Origin of the sequence: Brevibacterium sp. CBA3109 (assembly GCF_040256645.1) — a bacterium.
Lineage (GTDB): Bacteria > Actinomycetota > Actinomycetes > Actinomycetales > Brevibacteriaceae > Brevibacterium > Brevibacterium koreense.
On sequence record NZ_CP158281.1, the window covers coordinates 512,128 to 532,110 of the forward strand.

Here is a 19,983-nt window from a genome sequence, read left to right on the forward strand (position 1 = left end):
TCTGGTGGAGGCGCTCAGAATTTTTGGGACTACACTGCTGTCATGTCTCCGGTCCCGCCCGATGACCTGATCCGCAGCCCGCATCCGCGGGTGCGGCCTTTCGTCGGAGACTATGTCGGTTACGACATCTCGGGCGCTCCCGCGGGAACCCACCTCGGTCTGCCGTCAGGGACGATGACATTCTTCGTGGCGATCGGCGAACCGCTCCAGCAATACATCCCGGGTTCCGACACCGTGGAGCCGTTCGACGTGCTCTTGGCCGGGTTGCATCTGAAGCCCACGCTGATTCGGCACAACGGTTCGATGGCCGGCGTCCAGGTCAACTTCAGCCCATTCGCGCCGCGCATCTTCTTCGACATGCCCGCCGTCGAGTTCGCTCACCACTCCCTTGACCTCAGCGATATTGCACGGCCCATTGCCGTCGAACTTCATGAGCGCGTCAATGCCGCGACGTCCTGGCCCGGGCGCTTCGACGCTATCGACGATGTTCTTCTTCGCGCCGCCCATGGCGGTGGTGCTCCCCGAACTGAGGTGATGGAGTCCTGGCGGAGGTTCGCGCACAGTCACGGCGATTTGCCGGTCTCGCTCGTGGCAGACGAGGTCGGCTGGAGCAGGCGGCACCTCAACGGACAGTTTCGTGCCGAATTCGGCATCGGACCGAAGGAGGCAGCGCGAGTCGTCCGGTTCGACCGGGCCCGACGAATGATCAAGTCAGGGAGGGCGCCGTTGGCTGAGGTCGCGGCGGTCTGCGGCTACACCGACCAATCGCATCTCAATCGCGACTTCAAGCTGCTGACCGGTACGAACCCGACGGTGTGGTTCGACGATGACCCGATTGTGCGCCGTTCCAGGGCAGACGGTGCCGCGAAGTTCGAAGAGCGCTCACTCTAGTTCTCTGATCAGTTCCCATTTGTCCAAGACTGAGCGTCGTCCGTCGGCCCACGATGGTAGGAACGACAGCCGCAGCGAACAGCTTGGTCGACCAGCCCGGCTGACGAGTCACGAGGAGAGGAACTGTCATGTCGAACGACACCACCGGAGCGGTGACAGGTGCAGCGGGCAGCAGTGGAGCGAATGTCTGGCCGACGTTTCGCTACCGCGATGCGAAGGCCGCAATAGCGTTCCTGCAGAACGCCTTCGGCTTCGAAATCGCAGCCGAATACACGAGTGCCGGCTATCCCCAGCACGTTGATCACGCCGAACTGCGTTGGCCCGGAGGTGGGGGAGTCATGCTGGGCTCCGCGCGCGACGACGGCGGGGTGATGACGAAGACCGGTATCGCCACCGGCTCGGTCTATATCGCCACCGACCAGGTGGAAGAGCTCTACCGCCGTGCGATCAAGGCCGGTGCCACCGAGGTCATGGGACTGAATGAGCAGGATTACGGGTCCAAGGACTTCAGCGTCCAGGACCCCGAAGGCGTGCTGTGGAACTTCGGAACCTATCGGGGTGCTGACCCAGAGTAGATGGAGCAGAGGGGCGCCTCGTGAAGATTCACATTGACGTCACCGAATGCTGGTATCTGCCCGGAGTCATCCCGACCAATGAAGTGAAGACCGTGATGAACGAACCCGGATTGGCCCACCCGCATTCGGCCGCCGTGTCGTAGACGCTCATGCCGTCGGCAAGCAGCAGGAGAGCGCGATGAACCCTGAGTTCGGCCCTCCACTGCCGGAACGTCATTCCGGTCTCCTGCTGGAACAGTCGGGTCAGTGTGCGTTCGCTGGCGCCCACCTGCCGGCCGAGATCGGCGAGAGAGGCCGGGATCGACAGGTCCTGTTCGACCAGCCGGGTCACGGCCAGAAGCCGATCATCACGAGGTTCCGGCAGGTGCAGCGGCTGTTCACCGGTGGCGGTCAGTTCGTCGATGGCGACGAAGCGAAGACGGTCTGTGCTCTCCCTCGTCCGCTTTCTGGGCCCGGTCAGCGCCAGCAGGGCCTCCCGGGCGAGCGGGGTCGTGGCCAGAACGGCTGGACGGGGAATCAGCGCCTCGGCCATGTCCGCGGGGAGGAATACGACGCGCATGTCCGTCGCTCCATGAGCGCGGTGCTGATGTTCGAAACCTGCGGGCACCCAGACGACTCTGTTCGATGGGGCGATCCATGAGCCGTCGATCGTGACCAGGGACAGCACTCCCGAGGCCGGATAGACCAGGTGCCCCCGGCTATGGGTGTGGGCCGGGGTCCGCTCTTCGTGTCCGAGGAGGTGGATCAACTCGGGACTCGTCGATTCGTGGCTGAATTCATTCATCTGCAGTCAGTTTATCGGTTCTGCGCCGATCCGATGGTCGCTTGAATGGGGGAAGACTGGAAGGACGACATGAAGAGACTTGACCCGAATTCCGAACTGGAATTCCCATTGACCGCAGATGATGCACACACCGGCGAGCCGCCTCGGCGGGGGAAGCTGGTGAGGGCGCCCGGCAGACTCACCGTCTTCATCCTGGGTGCGGGGCTCATCCTCATCGGGCTCAATCTGCGCATCGGGGTCGCCTCGGTCGGGCCACTGCTGGGCAACATCCTCGGCGACCTCCACCTCAGCGCAACGACCGCGAGCCTCTTGACGACGATCCCCGTGTTCGCCTTCGGCGCGTTCGCATTCCTCACTCCGAGTCTGACCCGGCGGTTCGGGATGCATCGTGTGCTCGGCGCCGTGATGATCATCCTGGCCGCCGGTATCGCCCTGCGGCTGCACCCGAGCCTTCTCGCGCTCTTCGCTGGAACGGTCCTCGTCGGCGCGGCCATCGCTGTCGGCAACGTCCTGCTGCCCACCGCGATCAAAAGCGACTTCTCGCATCGGGCTGGTCTGATGATGGGACTGTATTCGACGGCTCTGTTCCTGGGCGCTGCGCTGGCTTCCGGGCTGACAGTGCCGATGCTGCCGCTCTTCGACGGATCCTGGCGATGGGCCATGGGCATCTGGGCGGTGCCAGCGGCCTTGGCCGCAGTGCTGTGGATCCCGCAGATGACGAGGCGTGGAACTGCTGCGCGACCCACAGGCTCTGCGACCGGCAATGATGCCCAGCCGCCGTTCCGGGCGATCCTCACCGATCCGATCGCTTGGGCGGTCACCGGTTTCATGGGGCTGCAGTCGATGAGCTACTACGCTGCGCTGACGTGGGTGCCGGCGATCTTCCACGACAGCGGCATGCCTGCAGACACAGCGGGATGGATGCTCTCATTCTCCGCTTTTCCCGCGATCCTCACCTGTCTGGTCACGCCTGCCATTGCGAAGCGACTCAGGCCCCGGTGGGCTCCTGTCGTCTTCGCAGTCGTTCTCACCGGTGCCGCCTTCGTCGGTCTGCTCCTGGCACCGCAGGCCGGGGGGTATCTGTGGATGACGCTGCTGGGCATGGGCCAGGGTGCTGCAATCAGCCTGTCACTGTCCTATATCGTGTGGCGCTCACCGGATACGCATCACACCGGTCACGTCTCGACGATGGCCCAGGGAATCGGGTACCTGTTCGCCGGCATGGGCCCCGTCGGGCTGGGCTGGCTGCATGCCTCAACCGGCTCGTGGACCGCGCCCCTCATCGCTCTCCTCGTCATGCTGGTCTTGCAGCTGATCGCCGGCACACTGGCCAGTCGGGACCGATACGTCGGGTCGCGCTCGCCTGCCAGGACGATCATCGTTCCCGCAGCGTCGACGGAGGATCAGTCGCGGCAAGGTCAATGACGACACCTTCGCCATCTTCGGTGGTCTGGGCTGCGGGCTGATCAGAATTGTCCCGCGAAACCGAATCGTGGCCGTGGCCAGCATCAGGACGTGGACGAAGCCGCCCCGCCGAACCGCGCGGTCACTCCCTCGGCCCAGCGGTAGGGCTGAGTCGCCAAGAGGGCGCCGATCGAGCGCCGCAGTCGGGACACCTCGGCGCGGACCGTGACCTGATGGTCGGCATCACCGTAGAGCGTTCGGCTGAGTTCGGCGGCCGTGACCCCCGCGGAGCCCGCCGAGGTGATCGCGGCCAGGATCTGTGCACGCCGCGGCGTGAGCGGAATGACGAGTGGATCGGTACTCGAATCGACTTCGAGCACATCCTGCGCAGCCATCTGCCGGAGAGTCACCGAGACCGGGCTGCTCTCGATCTCGCCCGAGGGTCGCAGCAGCCAGCCGCCGGAGATCTTCTCCGGCAGACACAGTCCGGCACCAGGGATGAGGATCGTCCTATCGGACGCGGGTGCCTCGACCCGATCCTGGCTCCGGACACCCTGCTGGTAGGCGACCCAGCCGTCATCATCGACGACGAGCGCCGGTCCCCGGCTGCCGCTGAGCACTGTGGACATGCGTTTGCGCAGACTGCTCAGCTGATCCTGCTGAATGAGAGACAGGCGTGCCTGAGCCAGTCGAACCGCCGTTGTGACCAATGATTGAACGGCGGGGTGGAGAGTCAGTGCGGGCCCGCTGATGTCGACGACGCCCAGGAGTCGGCCATCACTGGGATCGTGCACCGGGACGGCGCTGCAGTACCAAGGGTGCTGTGAGGTCTCGAAATGCTCGGCGGAGAACAGTTGGACGGGAGCCTCTTCGGCCAGCGCCGTACCAATGGCATTGGTGCCCACCACGGATTCCGACCAGTGAGCGCCCTCGACGAAACCGAGGCCGTCAGCCTGCCGCTGGGCAGCACTGGCGCCGTCGCGCCAGAGGATCACACCCTCGGCGTCGGTGACCACCAGAATGAAGGTCGCAGCATCGGGCATTCTCAGCAGCACGGCCCTGAGCTCATCGACGATGAGGCGCAGCTTCGAACGGTGCCTCCGGGACTCGACGTCCGCCTCGGCGGATAGAATTCGGCGATTGCCGCCCGCTGGATCCAACCCCAGACGCAGCATTCTCTTCCACGAACGCGCAACGAGCGCTCGCGGCTGCTCCGGCGGTGAACCACCGGTGATCACAGCATCGTGAATGCGGGACAGATCCCGGGCAAGATGCGCCAGGTCGAGCTGAGGCATGCCCTGAGTATAGGCGGGATGCACCTCGCTGCCTATGCAACTCGATGCAACTCTTTCCCCGTTGCCACCCGGGGCATAGCTTGGAGACACACAGCTCAACGAAGAGGAGTGACATGACAACGACGATTGACCGCCAGCCGCTCACAGCCGACGACATCGCAACCGGATGGTTCGAGAGCTTCGAATCCGCACTGCGCAGCCGTGACATCGATACTGCGGTAAAACTGTTCGGCGACGAGAGCTTCTGGCGCGACCTCGTGGCCTTCACCTGGAACCTCACGACCGTCGAAAACCATGACGGGATCAGAGACCTGCTGGCCCAGAACCTCGCCAGAGTCTCACCCACCGACTTCGAACTGGCTGAGCCAGCAGAGACCGACGACGGCGTGACCACAGCATGGTTCACCTTCGCCACCGCAGTGGGGAGGGGTAAGGGACTTGTCCGTCTCATTGACACAGGGGGTGCCGGCACCAAGGCATGGACGCTGCTGACCGCACTGCAGGAGCTCAAAGACCATGAGGAGCCTCAGGGCCCGCGGCGGCCCAAGGGTGCCGAACACGGCGTCGATCCCACGCGCAAGAGCTGGTCGGAGAAGCTGGCGGAAGAGGATGCAGCCTGGGGTGAGACCGCCCAGCCGTACACGCTTGTCGTCGGTGGGGGACAGGGCGGCATCGCACTGGGTGCACGCCTGCGCCAGCTGGGAGTCCCGGCGCTCGTCATCGATCGGTGGGAGCGACCGGGCGACCAGTGGCGATCACGGTACAAGTCGCTGTGCCTGCACGACCCGGTCTGGTATGACCACCTGCCCTACCTCAAGTTCCCGGAGAACTGGCCGGTGTTTGCTCCCAAAGACAAGATTGCGGACTGGTTGGAGTTCTACACCAAGGTGATGGAGATTCCGTACTGGTCGTCGACAAGGGCGACCTCGGCGAAGTTCGATGAGAAGACCAAGCAGTGGACGGTCGAGGTCGAACGTGACGGTGAGAAGCTCACGCTCAAGCCGACCCATCTGGTCATGGCCACTGGAATGTCCGGCAAACCCAACGTTCCGACCTTCCCAGGCTCGGACGTCTTCCAGGGCGAGCAGCAGCACTCCTCACAGCACCCGGGGCCCGATGCCTATGCGGGTAAGAAGGTCGTCGTCATCGGGAGCAACAACTCGGCCTTCGACATCTGCGGGGCGCTGTACGAGAACGACGCCGACGTGACGATGGTCCAGCGTTCGAGCACGCACATCGTCAAGAGCGATTCGCTCATGGATATCGGTCTTGGCGACCTCTACTCGGAGAAGGCTCTTGCCAACGGTGTGACTACCGAGAAGGCGGACCTCACGTTTGCGTCCCTGCCCTACCGGATCATGCACGAATTCCAGATCCCCCTCTACGAACAGATGAAGGAGAGGGACAAGGACTTCTACCAGCGGATGGCCGACGCCGGGTTCGACCTTGACTTCGGTGATGACGACTCGGGGATGTTCCTCAAGTACCTGCGCCGCGGTTCGGGCTACTACATCGACGTCGGCTCGGCGGAACTCATCGCCGATGGCAAGGTGAAGCTGGCCAAAGGCAACGTTGATCACCTGACCTCTGATTCCGTGGTCCTCGCCGACGGCACCGAACTGCCCGCTGACCTTGTGGTCTACGCGACCGGATACGGGTCGATGAACGGCTGGGTCGCCGACCTCATCGATCAGGAGACGGCGGACATGGTCGGCAAGTGCTGGGGCCTGGGCTCGGATACGACGAAGGATCCCGGCCCGTGGGAGGGCGAGCAGCGCAATATGTGGAAGCCCACTCAGCAGGAGAATCTGTGGTTCCAGGGTGGGAACCTGCACCAGTCACGGCATTACTCGCTGTATCTGGCACTCCAACTCAAGGCTCGGTTCGAGGGGATCGAGACGCCTGTGTACGGGCTGCAGGAAGTGCATCACTTGGCGTAAGGGGTGAGCGGAACTTCCCTGGCCAAGTGGGGTAAGCGGAGGCGGCGCCCCGGCGTCTCGGCGTCCCGGCGTCCCGGCGTCTCGGCGTCTCGGCGTCCGCGGCCGTCCCCGGCGAGTTGAGGAAGGTTTGGGCCGATACGGAGCATAAGTTTCGGCCCAAACTTTCCTCAACTCTTCCTGATCGGCAGAGAGGTCGTTATCGGCAGAGAGGGCGTTCTGCTTCTGCTTTTGACTCTGCGGTGGGAGCGGTTCGACTTCGGCTCTGCGACGACGTCATAGACCGAGATGGAGGCGGATCTTAGCTTCGAGCTGTCGGTAGTTTGTCCGGCTGGTGACCTTGAGAACGGTCCAATCCTCATTTCGCAGAGCCTCATCTCGCTCGATGTCGCTCGTCCACTGTCGTTTTGACGCCCGGTGATGGTCTCCCTCGTACTCCAATGCGAGCTTCTTGTCCGGGTAGCCTAAGTCCGGTTCGACGATCCAGTTCAGCGATGGACAGTGGATCTGTGGATGCACCACTGGTTCGGGGAGCCCAACTGCAATCGCCCACAAGCGGAGTTCGGTCTCCGCCGGTGAGTCCACAGTGGGGCGCATCAGATCGATCGCTGCGAGGAGATGTGCTCGTCGGCGGAGGAAGCTGCGTTCGATCACCTGCGTCTGAAGCTCGTTGAGGTCTGCCTGTGGTCGACCGTGCCAATTGCCGATAGCGGCATCGCCGAGCTTGACCAGATCGCGCAGCAGCAGGTCAGGACCGACCCCTATGAATACGTCGACCGCGTCAAGGATCGGCAGATCAAACCACATCCTCTGAGAGAAATTCTTGCTTCTGTGCAGTGTGATCAGCGGCTGGATGATCCGAGCATTCGGCTCTGCCGTGCAGACATGAAGCTGGTCGGTCATCAGGTTCGTCGGCAACGGCCATCCATAGAGACGTGCAGCAAGTGCGTGGCCCGCGACGATCGACGGATACTTCATCAGGGCGGCTCTGAACCGCAGCGCGTCCCGTTGCCAACTGTGATCGGCCCATATCGGCGTGCGGAATCGGACGAAGGTCTCACGGTCCATGCGAATTCCCGGCAAAACGACCGGGTATCTGGGCGTGTGGAGCAGGCGGTGGCGGGTGATACCTCGTTCTGAGGCCCTTCGTGCTTCAAAGAGCAACGGGTAATCACGCAGCTCCCAGCGGTGGTCATTGAACATAATTGTTATGGTCGAGCGCGCCCGGCCAGGTGCGAAAGCCTGGCGGATGCCGCTGTGGACTGCAGTTCGGCGTCCACAGGCAATATGCACGCGAGCCCGGTTGTCCGGAGGCTGCCTGTGCACACGAGTGGACGAGTCAAGAACCGTTCTCACCGGGCGCTGGTTTCCTGCTGCGCTCCGGCGAGTTGAGGAAGATTTGAGCCGAATCGGACGCCAGTTTTCGGACCGAAACTTCCGCAACTCGAATTACACGCCGGCTGTACCTGACGCATGGGGCGTCGACCGACACGGGCGGCGTCAACAGGGTGTGGTGGACGAGTCGAAGTTTCGGAGGATCGCGCGTGGACGTGCAGCTGCGCAGAGGGTGTCGGGTCAGGAGACCTCCGCTTAGAGCCCCAGTCGCGCCCGGAGACTGTCGCTAGAGCCCCAGTCGCGCCAGTACGTTCTTCACATGGGCCAAGGCTTCGTCCTGGGACAGGCCGAAGTTCTGGTTGAAGTACATGCCATCGCCGATGAGCTGGATCGTCATCGCCATGTCGGGGTCGCCGAGGTGGTCGTTGAGTACGTCGAACCAGGCTTCCCTGGTCTTGCGCAGTGCGTTCTTGGCATCCGCGTTCTCCTGCGACAGGCAGTTGGCGGCGATGAGACTGCGGTCGAGAGGCGTTCCGACCTCGGCCGACGTCTCGAGGTAGTAGAGATGGAGTCGATCGCCGGCTGACTTCATGGACTCGACATCGTCATCGACCAGCCTGCTGAGACGTTCGAGGCTGCCCTTGATCAGCTCCGCCTTCGACCCGAAGTGGTACAGCAGTCCGCCTTTGGACACTCCGGCCTTCGCCGCGACCGCGTCGAGTGTTGCCCCGGAAGTACCATGTTCGTCGAGCAGGATCTCGAAGGCGTCGAGGAGCTTCTCTTTGGTATCGGTGGAGTTGCGTGCCATAGCGCCGAGCCTAGTCGATAGAGGAGATACTCGGTCTTTGTGTGAGAAGCGGTGCCGCGCTTATAGGATTGAACCACAGTTGAGGTGTTGGGAAATTGGCGAAGAGGGCTAGCAGAGGAGGTGTCGATGGAACGGCGGCCGATTCGAGATATGGATTGGACGAAGGCACGTGATATCCGACGAGACCTCGAGTCGGAGACGAAGGACGCGCTGCTTGCCGCTGCCCGGTCCGTGTTCTCCTCTCAAGGCTTCGACTCTGCGACGATCGGAGACATCACGGCCGCAGCAGACGTCTCGCGGCCCTCCTTCTACGTCTACTTCGCTACCAAAGCAGAGGTCTTCAGCGTCGTCGCGGCCACGTTGAGGGACGAAATCCTCGAAGCGCACCACCACCCGAAGCCGATGGCGGATGACCCAGTCCTCGTTGTGCGGGCGTCGATCGAAGCATTCATCAGCATCTACGTCGACAATCTTGAACTCCTCGACGTCATTGAGAAGCGGGCGCAGACAGATCCGCAGGTTGCAGAGATCAATGCGGTCATCGTCGGCAAGCCCTTCCGCCGCATCCTGCGACAGATCATCAGCGTTCGGGATTCCGGGCTCGCGACTCCGCTCGTCGATGAGGAATACGCGGCCCACCTCATGGACGCGGTCATCGTCGATGCCGCATCGGCGACGAGGAAGGACAGGAGCCGGCTGGATTACTACATCGATCAGGCCACCCGCGTCTATTTCGCCATCATCGGCTTCACCGGAGATCTCACCGCACTCGACGACTGATGCCCTCTATAGATCCTTCGGCAACGGGTTCTACAGCGGCTGCTGCAACGACAGTCTCGCCCAGTGACACCAGCCGGTCCAGCACTTGCACAGGGAGATTTCTTCGATTAGAACTGTGATTGACAGAGTTGTCAATCGGTCAGTGGCGATCGGGGATCGTCGAGAAGGAGTTTCCATGAACGGCAGCAACGATGACATTCGAACCTCTTCGTGGGAGGAATCGGCAGTTGAGCTCGCCTCGCTGCGAGCGCTGTGGCCCGAAGAGGTTCCGCATACGGCCCCGGAGCCCGCGGCCGGGCCAGGACTGGCAGAGACAGTGATCCACTGGGCGCACGAACGACCCGATTCTGCGGCAATGAGCTTCTACGGCTGGAAGTCGACCTGGGGCCAGCTCAAAGACGATGTTGCTGCGACGGCCGGCTGGCTGTCTGAACGCGGTGTCGCCGAGGGAACTCGAGTGGGCGTGTATATGGGCAACTGCCCGCAGTTCGTCCATTCCTTCCTCGCGATCGCCTGGCTCGGCGCTGTCTACGTTCCGATCAACCCGATGTACCGCACCGAAGAGCTCAGGCACCAGCTGGCCGACTCAGGCACAACTCACCTCATCGCCCACCCACATTCGCGCAGTCTCGTGGAAGCCGCAGTGTCCCAACTCCCGGATCCCATCGACATTACGTGGACCGACCCCGCCGCGGTCTTCGCACTCTCCTCGGCGCCGCAGCCCAGCGCCGACTGTCCCCATGCTGTGCCCACTCCCGAGGACGCAGGCGATTGGGAACGAGTCCTCGCCTCGGCGCCAGTGGCCCCGGTTCATGCAGACCCTGACCGGCTCGCCTCCCTCAACTACACGGGTGGGACGACCGGCCTGCCCAAGGGATGCGAACATTCCCTGGGTCACCTCTCGTACACAGCGGTGTCGGCGATGGCCGGAATGGCGACGGCTCCGGGCGTAGGGAGGGTCGTGTCACTCGGATTCCTGCCGATGTTCTGGGTCGCCGGCGAGAACTTCGGTTTGTTGCTGCCTATCTACGGTGGTGGCGAAGTCGTCATCATGTCCCGCTGGCACCCCCATGCGGCGCTGCGGAGCATCGCCGAACGCGGTGTCACTCGCCTGGTCTCACCTGCCGACGGCTACGTCGAACTCATCGACCTTCTCGACACCGACGAATTCGCCGACACCGACCTGTCCTCGTTGGAGACCTGCCAGGCGGTGTCATTCGTGCGTAAGCTCGACATCGAACTGCGAGAGGGCTGGAAGTCGCGAACAGGCATCGTCCTGCGCGAAGCGTCCTACGGAATGACGGAGACGCACACTTCAGACACCTTCACTCTGGGACTCCAAGAGGAAGATCGCGACCTTCGCGCCGAACCCGTGTACTGCGGATTCCCGGTGCCTGGCACCGACATAGTAATCGCCGATCTCGACCTCAACCCGGTACCTGTGGGGGAGAGCGGTGAGATCCTCGTCCGATCGCCGTCGGTGACGACTGGCTATTGGAATAATTCGCGTGCCACGAACGAATCGCTCATCGACGGCTGGCTGCGCACCGGCGACACCGGCCGCTTCGACGACCAAGGCGCCCTGACGTACCTCGCTCGCACCAAGGAGATGATCAAGGTCAACGGCATGAGCGTCTTCCCCGCCGAGGTGGAGAGCCTCCTGCGCGCCCATCCCGCCATCGAAACGGTGGCAGTCGCACCTCGTGACGATGCGGATCACGGCCAACTGCCTGTCGCATTCGTCGTTCTTGCCGAAGGCTCCACTGCCGATGGCGAGTCGCTGGCCGCCTGGGCGAAAGAGAACATGGCGGTGTACAAGGTGCCCGACTTCGTCTTCGTCTCCGGCATGCCCATGACCGCGACCGGCAAGATCCGCAAGACCGTTCTCATCGATGAACTGCTGGAGGAAAACCGGTGACCATTCCGAATCCCGCCGAGGCTGTCGGCCTTCTCGTAGCCAACCGCGGGGAGATCGCCTGCCGAATCATCCGCTCAGCCAAGGCACTCGGCTACCGCGCCGTGGCCGTGCAGTCAGCGAACGAGGAGGCACTCGGCTCCGCTGCCGGCCTGCACATCGCACTTGCCGACGAGGTCGTCACCCTTCCGGGAGTCGGAGCCACCGCATACCTCGACCCCGATGCCATTGTGGCGGCGGCGTCGTCGGCAGGATGCAGCCTGGTCCATCCGGGATACGGATTCCTCTCCGAATCCGCGCGGCTTGCTCGTGCCTGCGCCGATGCGGGACTGACCTGGATCGGTCCCGATGCTGCGGCGCTGGAGCTGTTCGGTGACAAGCAGGCCACGCGCGCCCGCGCCGAAGAGATAGGAATTCCGACCCCACCGGCCACCGGCCTGCTGACGCTCGACACCGAGTGCGACAACGAGGGCGGGGCCGACTGCGACGATGAGGATGGCGCCGGTGCGGCGCTGCGGACTGCGCGCGCGCTCCTCGACGCGCATCCGGCAGGAATTGCGATCAAGGCGCTGGCCGGAGGTGGAGGTCGGGGAATTCGAATCGTCACCGATCCCGAGGACCTCGCTGGTGCCCTGCGGTCGTGTGCCTCTGAAGCCGCTGCAGGGTTCGACGATGCGCGAATCTTCGCCGAGGCGCTGGTCACCGGCGCCCGCCATATCGAAGTACAGGTCATCGGCACCCCAGACGGGACCAAGGTCCTCGGCGACCGCGACTGCTCGATCCAACGCCGTCGACAGAAGCTCATCGAGATCGCCCCGGCGCCGGGGCTCAGCGAGAGTCTGCGGCACAGCCTGCACGCTGACGCAGCACGACTCGTCTCCTCCTCCGAATACCGGTCCTTGGCGACCGTCGAGTTCCTCGTCGCCGGGGACGAGTATTGGCTCCTCGAGGTCAACCCGCGCATCCAGGTCGAGCACACCGTCACCGAGGCAGTGACCGGACTCGACCTCGTTGCAGCACAGCTCGACGTTGCTGCAGGGCGAACACCCGCGGGTATGAAAGGCGTGGAGCCACGAGGCGCAGCCGTCGAACTGCGCATCTGTGCGGAGACACTTCTCGATTCGGGAGAGCCGGCGCCGAGCACAGGCCGGATCGAGTCGTTGACATGGCCGACGGGCCCAGGGGTGCGCATCGACACCTGGGCTGCTGCGGGAGTCGCAGTGACCGGAGGATTCGACCCTCTGCTCGGAAAGATCACCGTCCACGGCCCCACCTTCGCCGCGGCCGCCGATGCCGCTGGGCGCGCCCTCGACGAATTCCATGCCACTGGGATCGAGACGAACGCCGGGGTCCTGAGTGCTATCACTGAGGTCCTGGAGCTCGGGAACTCGACGACATCGGCGTATGACGAACATGCCGAGGAGATCGGGACTCGAGCACGAGAAGCACATGCCACGACCCCGGCCGAAGCCTCGCCGGACATGCGCGATGCAGTCCCCACACCTCGCAATGAACCTGTACTGAGTACAGGGGAATCACTGCTGCGTGCGACGATGAGCGGTGCGGTCGTGGCCATCAGCGAGGACCACAGCGAATACGTCCTCATCGACGCGATGAAGATGCACCACCCCGTCGGCGGCCCGAAGGCGGCAGGCGTGCGACACCTCGTCGCAGTCGGCGACCAGATTGTGGCAGGACAGCCGCTTGCCGTCCTCTCTGGCGCCGAGACCGGTGAGGCCGACGACGCCGTCGCTTCCGAACCACACCCCGGAGTGGCCGAGGTCCAGGACAGGCACGCAGCGGTCAGTGATGAGGCGCGCGAGGGTAGCCTTGCCAAGATCCGCAGTCGGGGACGTCGCACCGCACGGGAGAATATCGACGATCTCGTCGATGCCGGCAGCTTCGTCGAATACGGCCCACTCGTCATCGCGGCACAGACCCGAAGACGAAGCGTCGATGACCTTATTGCGAAGACCTCGGGCGACGGTCTTGTCGGGGGGCCGGCGACCGTCGACGGGCGTGAAGTCGTCGTCATCAGCTACGACTATTCGGTCCTGGCCGGAACACAAGGCACACGCAACCATGCGAAGACCGACCGACTGATCCAGCTCGCCGAGACGAAACGGGTGCCGGTCGTCCTCTTCGCCGAAGGTGGAGGCGGCCGACCCGGCGACACCGACAGGGGGCCGAGCTCAGGTCTGCAGGTACCCACATTCGCCTCCCTGGCCAGACTGCGCGGCGCGGTGCCGCTGATCGCCATCGTCTCCGGCCGAACATTCGCCGGCAACGCAGCGCTCGCCGGAGTCTGCGACCTGATCATCGCAACCCCGGACGCGAACATCGGCATGGGCGGACCGGCGATGATCGAAGGGGGAGGGCTCGGCCGACACAAACCGGAGGAGATCGGGCCCGTCGACGTCCACACCGCCAACGGAGTCATCGACGTCCTGGCCGACGACGAGGCGGACGCGGTGGTGATTGCCAGAGAAACTCTGGCAATCATGGGCGGAAGCAGGAGAGAAGAGCCGAAGGAATCGTTTGCGGGTTCGCCTGAGAGCCGCCTCGGCGAGGGGCGAGTTGAGCGAGCACGCACCATCGTGCCCGCTGACAGACTGCGCACCTTCGCTATCCGCGACGTCATCGACACCATCGCCGACGAGGCCACCTTCATTGAAGTCCGCCGTGACTATGCGCCGGGGGCTGTCACCGGGTTCGTTCGAGTCGACGGACATCCTCTGTCGCTCATCGCCAATGACAACCACCACCTCGGCGGGGCGATCGACGTGGATGCTGCGCGCTCGTTCACACAGCATCTGCGGCTGGCCCAGGACCACGGGATCCCGGTTCTCTCGCTCATCGACACTCCGGGCTTCATGGTCGGGCCCGAGGCAGAGCGCGAGCCGGGCGTCCGGGCGTTCGGGGACCTCTTCGTCGCCGGTGCGGCACTGACTGTGCCAGTCGGTTCGGTCATCATCCGCAAGGGGTACGGCCTGGGTGCCATGGCAATGGCCACCGGAGGATTCGAAGTCAATGCCTTCACCATCGCCTGGCCCAGCGGCGAGATCGGACCAATGGGCCTCGAAGGGTCCGTGCGGCTCGGGTATGCGAAGGAGCTGGCCGCGATCGAGGATGACGCTGAGCGGAAGCGGCATGAAGAAGAGCTCATCGCCGCCGAATACGAACAAGGGAAGGCGATGAGCGCGGCCATGATCTTCGACATCGACGACGTCATCGATCCGGCCCGCACCCGTGACTGGGTGCTGACCTTGGTTCGAGACCGGCAGGCCTGAGGAGCGGCCTTGAGCCTGGCCCTTTGCTGGGAATTCAGCCACCATGTTGTATGCTGTACCGTCTAGACGGTACAGTGGATTCCATGTTCACCACACAGACACCACACGTGCGCGCCGGCCGGCGCGAATGGGCTGGCCTGGCTGTGCTGATGATCCCTGTTCTGCTCATCTCGATCGACAACACCGTCTTGGGATTCGCGATACCGGCCATCAGCACCGGGCTCCATCCCACAGGCACCCAGCTCCTCTGGATCGTCGACATCTATGCGCTCATGCTCGCGGGTCTCCTCGTGGCCATGGGCAGCATCGGTGACCGGGTCGGCCGGCGCAAACTGCTGGTGATAGGAGCCTTCGGCTTCGGGCTGGCCTCACTGCTAGCGGCCTTCTCCACTTCGGCGGAGATGCTCATCGTCTCTCGTGCGCTGCTTGGTCTCTTCGGCGCCACGCTGATGCCGTCGACCCTGTCGCTGATCCGCAATATCTTCGTCAACGACAAGGACCGCCGAGTCGCGGTCGCCACCTGGGCCGCCATGTTCAGCGGCGGCGCGGCCCTCGGTCCTATCGTGGGCGGAATCCTGCTCGAGCACTTCCACTGGAGTGCGATCTTCTTCATCAATCTGCCGCTCATCGCGGTTTTCATTCCGGCTGCCATCGTGCTGCTGCCGGAGTCGCGGGACCCGAATCCTGGTCGGATCGATCCGCTGTCGATCGTGCTGTCCATGCTCATGCTCGCCCCGCTCGTCTTCGCCATCAAGCACGTCATGGCAGACGGAGTGGATCTGGTCTTCTGGGCCAGCATCATCGTGGCCGTTGCCGCCGGGATTGGCTTCGTGTTGCGTCAGCTCGACTCATCGAATCCGATGCTCGATGTCAGACTCTTCGCCAACAAGGTCTTCACCTCCGCTGTGCTGTCCAATCTGCTCAGCGTCATGGGTCTGGCCGGGTTCCTCTTCTTCGGCACGCAGCTGCTCCAGCTGGTCCTCGGCCTCTCGCCGGTCGAGGCGGCACTCGTCCTCGTCCCCGGGCTTGGCACCTCGATCGTCGCCGGCTATGTGGCGGTGCCGATCATGGTCCGTCTGCAGCCGCGAGTCGTCGTTCCCTGCGCTCTCGTCCTCAACGCGATCGGCCTGGGCATCGTGGCCTTCACGCCCGAGCATTCGGTGGCGGGAATGCTCATCTCGTTCCTCATCCTCGGCGTGGGCCTCGGCACGGCCGAGGTCATCACAAACGACCTCATCCTTGCTGCCGTGCCCGCGAACAAAGCCGGAGCCGCCTCGGCGATCTCCGAAACCGCCTACGAGTTCGGTTCGGTAATGGGCACGGCCGTCCTCGGTGGGCTCACAACCGCGGTGTACGGATCCCACCTGCAGTCCACGCTCGGTGCCAAGGCCAGCGGAGCCGAGTTCGAGACCCTCGGTTCAGCTCTCGAACATGCGAGTGCCCAGGGCGGTCGCCTCGGTGACCAACTCGCCGAGGCGGCTGTGGCGTCCTTCGATCTCGGCGTCCAGTGGGCAGCGGGTGGGGCGGTCGTCCTTGTCCTCATCGCTGCGGTCCTGACGTCCTTCGGTCTCAGGGGTGCGGGTCGGCTGCTGCCCGTTAGCGCCGAGGCGGTGGACCGGGAGCCAACATCGGTCTCGTGAGCGCAACCGGTCGGTGAATGCGCCGGTGGCCCGGTCCGAACGAGATTCACTCACTCGGGCCGGGCCACCGGAGGGCCGGTCGCGGTCGATCAGCTCACGGTCTCGTCGACCGAATGCTCAGATCTCGCAGCGACCTTCTGGCGCCTCCGCGCCCGCACACGGCCGACGCCGGTGTAGAGCAGCGCGCCGATGAGCACGATGTAGAGGACGATCGTGATCGGTGAGGACACGAGCACCGAGACATCATTGCCCGAGGCCAGTAGCGCATCGCGCAGGTTGGTCTCGGCCAGAGGTCCCAGAACCATGCCGATCATGAGCGGTGCCAGGGGAACTCCGTAGCGTTTGAGTACGAAGCTGACGATGCCGATGCCCAACAGGATGAACAGCTCGAACGTCGACGCCGAGGTCGCGTAGATGCCCAGGCCACAGAACACTGCGATGCCTCCGTAGAGGTAGGGGTCTGGGATCTTGAGCAGCTTCGCCCACAGCGGCGCGAACGGCAGGTTGATGATGAGCAGCACAACCATGGCGATGAAGAAGCTCGCCAGCAGACCCCACACCAGTTCGGGGGAGCGGTCGAAGAGCAGCGGACCCGGCTGCAGGCCGTACTGGCGGAAGGCCGCGAGCATGATCGCAGCGGTCGCAGAGATCGGCAGACCCAGAGCCAACAGGGCGCCCATGGCAATACCGGTCGTGGCGCTGCCGGCAGCCTCGGGGGCGGCAAGGCCCCTGATCGCTCCTTTGTCACCGAACGCCGGATTCTGGCGGCGGGCGTCGAGCTTGCGCTCAAGGCCGTAGGCCATGAAGGTCGGCACATCCGCACCGCCGACTGGGATGACTCCGAACGGCAGACCGATCGCGGTTCCTCGCAGCCATGCGGGCACTGCCTCACCGAACTCCTTGCGGGACAGGAACGGTCGGCCCGAGGAGTTGATCGTGTTGTCGTTGGCCTTCCGGCGGATCCGCGAAGCGATGTGGAACACCTCGCCCAGGGCCAGGATGCCCACAGTCACGGTCACGAGGGAGACGCCGTCGAAGAGCTCGGGGACACCGAAGGTGAAGCGCTCAGTACCGGAGACCGAGTCGATGCCGATGACGGAGATCCCGATGCCGAGCACCAGCGCCATGAGGCCCTTGAGCACTGAATCCGCAACGACCGAGGAGGTCGCGACGAATGCGAACAGGGCGAGGGCGAAGAACTCGGCCGGGCCGAAGCTCGTCGACAGATCCGCCAGAGCGGGAGCGATGAAGACAACGAGGAAGCACGAGATGATTCCACCGATGAACGCACCGATCGCGGCCGTGGCCAACGCCTGCGGCGCTCGCCCGTTGCGGGCCATCTTGTGGCCTTCGAAGGTCGAGGCGATCGCCGATGCCTGACCGGGGGTATTCATGAGAATAGCCATCGTCGAGTCGCCGAAGAGGCCACCGAAGTAGACGCCGGCGAACATGATGAACGCGGCGGTCGGGTCGAGTGCGAAGGTCATCGGCAGCAGCAGAGCCACCGCCATCGACGAACCCAGGCCCGGCAGCACGCCGACGGCGGTGCCGAGGAAGCAGCCGAGGATGACCCATAACAGGTTCATCGGCGTCACTGCATGGGTGAAGCCTTCGAAGAGAGACATCAGAGCGTCCATATCAGAGACCACCTCCTAAGATTCCCGAGGGAAGGTTGAGCCCCAGCATTACCGCGAACGCGATGTAGACCAGAGACGAGAAGGTCAGTGCCAGGGTCAGGTCGAACAGGGGCTTCTTCGAACCCATCGACCTGGCCACACACCAGAACAGAAGTGCCGCGGCGATGATCCAGCCGGCGAACTCGAGGATGCCGGCGAAGGCGGCGAAACCGCCCGCACCCCAGGCCAGGGACACGAAGTCCGAATGGGTGCGGTGGCGAGAATCGGCCACCCGTGCCTCGGCGAGGGCCTTGCGGTCGGAGCTCGGTTCATCCTCCTCGTGTGGGGAGAGGCGCGAAGCCGAGACCGCCGAGGTGATTGGGGTGGAGAACGCCTTGTCCTCAGCTGTTTCAGCTGGGACCTCGTCGTCGGCGTCGACGGGTTCGGGGTTGCGGATATAGGCGATGACCAGCAGGAGCGTCAGCGAGTAGCCGACGAGCATGATGATCATCGGGAAGAATTGGGGACCGGGCGGATCCGTGTCCGCGGGCACCTGCATCGTGAGGATGCCGATGAGCAGATAGGTGGAGAATGCGCCCATGATGAGTGGAATCAGCAGACCTGATCGTCCCTGCCACCAGGTTCCGGCGCCGAGGTGGTCCGTCCTGGTTTTCGTCTTCGGTGACGTCTTAGTGCTCACAGTCCCAACTCCTTCAACAGCTTCTCGATCCGGGAGGTGTCCTCTTTGACGAACTCGGTGAGTTCATCACCGGTCAGCCACACGTCTGTCCATTTGTTGCGGTCGACGGCATCGGCCCATTCCGCGCTGTCACGAGTCTGCTGGAGAATGTCGACAAGCTGTGCAGTCTCGTCTTCGCTGATGCCCGGCGCACCGAGGAAGCCGCGCCAGTTGGTCAGCGTCACCTTGTAGCCCTGTTCGGTCATCGTGGGAACCTCGTCGAATCCGGCGATGCGTTGTGGCGAGGCCACGCCGAGGGCTTTGACGCGTCCGGCTTCGATCTGGTCGGAGACCTCGTTGAAGCCACAGGATGCGAAGTCCGTCGTCCCCGAGAGCAGTGTTTGGATCGCTTCGCCGCCACCGGACTTCGGGATGTAGGTGATGCCGGAGGCGGGGATGCCGCCGAGCAGCGCCAATTGGGCGATCGTGAGGTGATCGACAGAACCTGCTGAACCACCTGTCCAGACGAATCCTTCGGGATCCTTCTTCCACTTGCCGATGACATCGTCAATGGTGTTGTAGGGGGAGTCTGCGGCGGCGATGAGCACGTCGTAGTCCTCGGCGACCCGGGCGAGCAGGGTTGTGTCGTCGAATCCGACGGGCGACTTGTTGAGTGCGATGCCGCCGACCATCGCGGTGCCGGTGGCGAGAAGGGTGTCGGCACGGCCATCCATAGTCGAGAACTTGCCGAGGCCGATGGTGCCGCCGGCACCGGGGATGTTGACGACCTGGGCATTGTTGGCGACCTTGATCGCGCGCATGGCCTGCTGGGTCTCTCGCGCGAATCCGTCCCATCCGCCACCGGCACCGGCGGGTGCGATGAGCGTGAGGTTGGAGGAGAGGTCACCCTTGGCAGCGGCGGACTTGATGGAGAATCCAGTAGCCGTACCGATGGCGGCCACAGCGACGGCACCATAGGCGATGCGGCCGAACATGCGCCGACTCGGATGTGGAGGTCCGGGCCGAGGATCTGC

General features: G+C 63.9%; 15 protein-coding genes. 8 read left to right on the plus strand and 7 right to left on the minus strand.

Features of this window, described 5'->3' with window-relative positions:
- Window positions 1–42 precede the first annotated feature (42 nt).
- Both AAFP32_RS02355 and AAFP32_RS02360 read left to right on the plus strand, forming a co-directional pair.
- On the plus strand, window positions 43–891 hold the full coding sequence (locus AAFP32_RS02355) for an AraC family transcriptional regulator (RefSeq protein ID WP_350270475.1): 849 nt from the start codon (window positions 43–45) through the stop codon (window positions 889–891).
- Between the two features lie 128 nt (window positions 892–1,019).
- Window positions 1,020–1,466 carry a VOC family protein gene (locus AAFP32_RS02360; RefSeq protein WP_350270476.1) on the plus strand — a complete coding sequence of 149 codons (447 nt, stop codon included), beginning with the start codon at window positions 1,020–1,022 and terminating at the stop codon, window positions 1,464–1,466.
- 28 nt (window positions 1,467–1,494) lie between these two features.
- On the opposite strand, the gene AAFP32_RS02365 is transcribed toward AAFP32_RS02360, so the two are convergent.
- On the minus strand, window positions 1,495–2,250 hold the full coding sequence (locus tag AAFP32_RS02365) for a helix-turn-helix transcriptional regulator (protein WP_350270477.1): 756 nt from the start codon (window positions 2,248–2,250) through the stop codon (window positions 1,495–1,497).
- 69 nt (window positions 2,251–2,319) lie between these two features.
- On the opposite strand from AAFP32_RS02365, the gene AAFP32_RS02370 reads away from it, so the two are divergent.
- Entirely contained in the window at window positions 2,320–3,675 is a 1,356-nt protein-coding gene (locus AAFP32_RS02370; protein WP_350270478.1) for an MFS transporter, read from the plus strand.
- A gap of 83 nt (window positions 3,676–3,758) precedes the next feature.
- Here AAFP32_RS02370 and AAFP32_RS02375 read toward each other — a convergent pair whose 3' ends face one another.
- Window positions 3,759–4,949: a GAF domain-containing protein gene (locus AAFP32_RS02375; protein ID WP_350270479.1), complete on the minus strand. Its 1,191-nt coding sequence runs from the start codon at window positions 4,947–4,949 to the stop codon at window positions 3,759–3,761.
- 113 nt (window positions 4,950–5,062) lie between these two features.
- On the opposite strand from AAFP32_RS02375, the gene AAFP32_RS02380 reads away from it, so the two are divergent.
- Window positions 5,063–6,889 (plus strand): NAD(P)/FAD-dependent oxidoreductase, encoded by a 1,827-nt coding sequence (locus AAFP32_RS02380; RefSeq protein WP_350270480.1) that lies wholly within the window; start codon window positions 5,063–5,065, stop codon window positions 6,887–6,889.
- A 273-nt stretch (window positions 6,890–7,162) separates the two neighbouring features.
- Here AAFP32_RS02380 and AAFP32_RS02385 read toward each other — a convergent pair whose 3' ends face one another.
- Window positions 7,163–7,954 (minus strand): hypothetical protein, encoded by a 792-nt coding sequence (locus AAFP32_RS02385; RefSeq protein WP_350270481.1) that lies wholly within the window; start codon window positions 7,952–7,954, stop codon window positions 7,163–7,165.
- 553 nt (window positions 7,955–8,507) lie between these two features.
- Window positions 8,508–9,029, minus strand: coding sequence for a TetR/AcrR family transcriptional regulator (locus AAFP32_RS02390; RefSeq protein WP_350270482.1), 522 nt, complete (start codon window positions 9,027–9,029; stop codon window positions 8,508–8,510).
- A gap of 126 nt (window positions 9,030–9,155) precedes the next feature.
- On the opposite strand from AAFP32_RS02390, the gene AAFP32_RS02395 reads away from it, so the two are divergent.
- The 4 genes from AAFP32_RS02395 to AAFP32_RS02410 all read left to right on the plus strand — a co-directional run bounded on the left by AAFP32_RS02395 (window position 9,156) and on the right by AAFP32_RS02410 (window position 16,654).
- On the plus strand, window positions 9,156–9,809 hold the full coding sequence (locus AAFP32_RS02395; protein WP_350270483.1) for a TetR/AcrR family transcriptional regulator: 654 nt from the start codon (window positions 9,156–9,158) through the stop codon (window positions 9,807–9,809).
- A gap of 175 nt (window positions 9,810–9,984) precedes the next feature.
- Window positions 9,985–11,727, plus strand: a complete 1,743-nt coding sequence (locus AAFP32_RS02400) for an AMP-binding protein (RefSeq protein WP_350270484.1) — start codon at window positions 9,985–9,987, stop codon at window positions 11,725–11,727.
- Entirely contained in the window at window positions 11,724–15,014 is a 3,291-nt protein-coding gene (locus tag AAFP32_RS02405) for a carboxyl transferase domain-containing protein (protein ID WP_350270485.1), read from the plus strand. Before AAFP32_RS02400 ends, AAFP32_RS02405 begins: the two co-directional genes overlap by 4 nt.
- Window positions 15,015–15,097: 83 nt before the next feature.
- Complete coding sequence (locus AAFP32_RS02410) at window positions 15,098–16,654, plus strand: MFS transporter (RefSeq protein ID WP_350270486.1); 1,557 nt, start codon at window positions 15,098–15,100, stop codon at window positions 16,652–16,654.
- Between the two features lie 89 nt (window positions 16,655–16,743).
- On the opposite strand, the gene AAFP32_RS02415 is transcribed toward AAFP32_RS02410, so the two are convergent.
- The 3 genes from AAFP32_RS02415 to AAFP32_RS02425 are packed head-to-tail and all read right to left on the minus strand — an operon-like array spanning window position 16,744 to window position 19,944.
- The gene (locus AAFP32_RS02415) at window positions 16,744–18,291 is read right to left on the minus strand and encodes a tripartite tricarboxylate transporter permease (RefSeq protein WP_350270487.1); all 1,548 of its coding nucleotides are present in this window, start codon (window positions 18,289–18,291) and stop codon (window positions 16,744–16,746) included.
- Window position 18,292: 1 nt separating this feature from the next.
- Window positions 18,293–18,970: a tripartite tricarboxylate transporter TctB family protein gene (locus AAFP32_RS02420; protein WP_350270488.1), complete on the minus strand. Its 678-nt coding sequence runs from the start codon at window positions 18,968–18,970 to the stop codon at window positions 18,293–18,295.
- Window positions 18,967–19,944 (minus strand): Bug family tripartite tricarboxylate transporter substrate binding protein, encoded by a 978-nt coding sequence (locus tag AAFP32_RS02425; protein WP_350270489.1) that lies wholly within the window; start codon window positions 19,942–19,944, stop codon window positions 18,967–18,969. The genes AAFP32_RS02420 and AAFP32_RS02425 overlap by 4 nt, the downstream gene beginning before the upstream one ends.
- Window positions 19,945–19,983: the final 39 nt, after the last annotated feature.